The sequence below is a fragment of the Mesorhizobium sanjuanii genome (genome assembly GCF_002529485.1).
GTDB classification, from domain to species: Bacteria; Pseudomonadota; Alphaproteobacteria; order Rhizobiales; family Rhizobiaceae; genus Mesorhizobium; species Mesorhizobium sanjuanii.
This window is the reverse complement of record NZ_NWQG01000323.1, coordinates 1-834: the sequence shown is the minus strand read 5'-3', so window position 1 is coordinate 834 and position 834 is coordinate 1. Positions and strand designations below refer to the sequence as shown.

The 834-nt window shown below is 59.2% G+C and carries 1 protein-coding gene; it reads left to right on the top strand.

Features of this window, described 5'->3' with window-relative positions:
• The first annotated feature begins 121 nt into the window (after positions 1–121).
• Positions 122–730: a transglutaminase-like cysteine peptidase gene (locus CN311_RS31695; RefSeq protein WP_097577493.1), complete on the top strand. Its 609-nt coding sequence runs from the start codon at positions 122–124 to the stop codon at positions 728–730.
• Positions 731–834: the final 104 nt, after the last annotated feature.

The window sequence follows — 834 nt, the reverse complement described above, 5'->3', positions numbered from 1 at the left end:
ATACTCAAATGCATCAAATTTTACGTTTATTCTACTGGCGTTTTACTTAATATCTACTCCGCGCCTTTGCGTCGAATAAATCCACCCGTGTCATAGTCTCCTCAAACGGGGAGACTGAAGAATGAAGAGGACGAGGGGCAAGCTGTTGCTCTTGGCAATGGCGATGCAGCTTTCCGCCTGGGGGACAGCAGAGGCAGCGGGACCTGCCTTCATGCATACCGGCGGCCGCACCACACAGCCGGTTGGCCATTACGAGTTCTGCCAGAAGCTGCCGCGGGAATGCAGCCAGAGGACGCCGAAGCAGGCGCCGGTCGAATTGACCCGCAAGCTGTGGGCGAGGATCGTGAGCATCAACAATTCGGTCAACACCAGGATCGAGCCGCGCACCGACATGGAACTGTGGGGCAAGGAAGAGGTCTGGTCCTATCCCGACAGCGGGTTTGGCGATTGCGAGGACTATGCGCTGGAGAAGCGCCGCGAGCTGATGGCTATCGGCGTTCCGGCCGGCGACCTGCTGATGACGGTGGCGCGCCAGTCGAATGGCGACGGCCACGCGGTGCTGACCGTGCGCACCAGCCTCGGCGAGTTCATCCTCGACAATCTGAAGTCCAAGGTGCTGCCCTGGACCGCGACCGACTACACCTACCTCAAGCGCCAATCGAGCCAGAATTCGGGCGTTTGGGTAACGATCAACGACGGCCGCTCCGACGCAGTCGCCAGCGTCCGCTAGAGGATGCCAATGCATATCGCCCAAACGTGCGCAGCGGTTTTGGGACAACGAGATGCATAAAACAGAGGTCAAGCGCGTCGCATTCGTGCGACGCGCTTAAGGAG

Coding starts and splice junctions, on each gene's coding strand:
- CN311_RS31695 (WP_097577493.1), top strand. CDS start 122: ATGAAGAGGACGAGGGGCAAGCTGTTGCTCTTGGCAATGGCGATGCAG.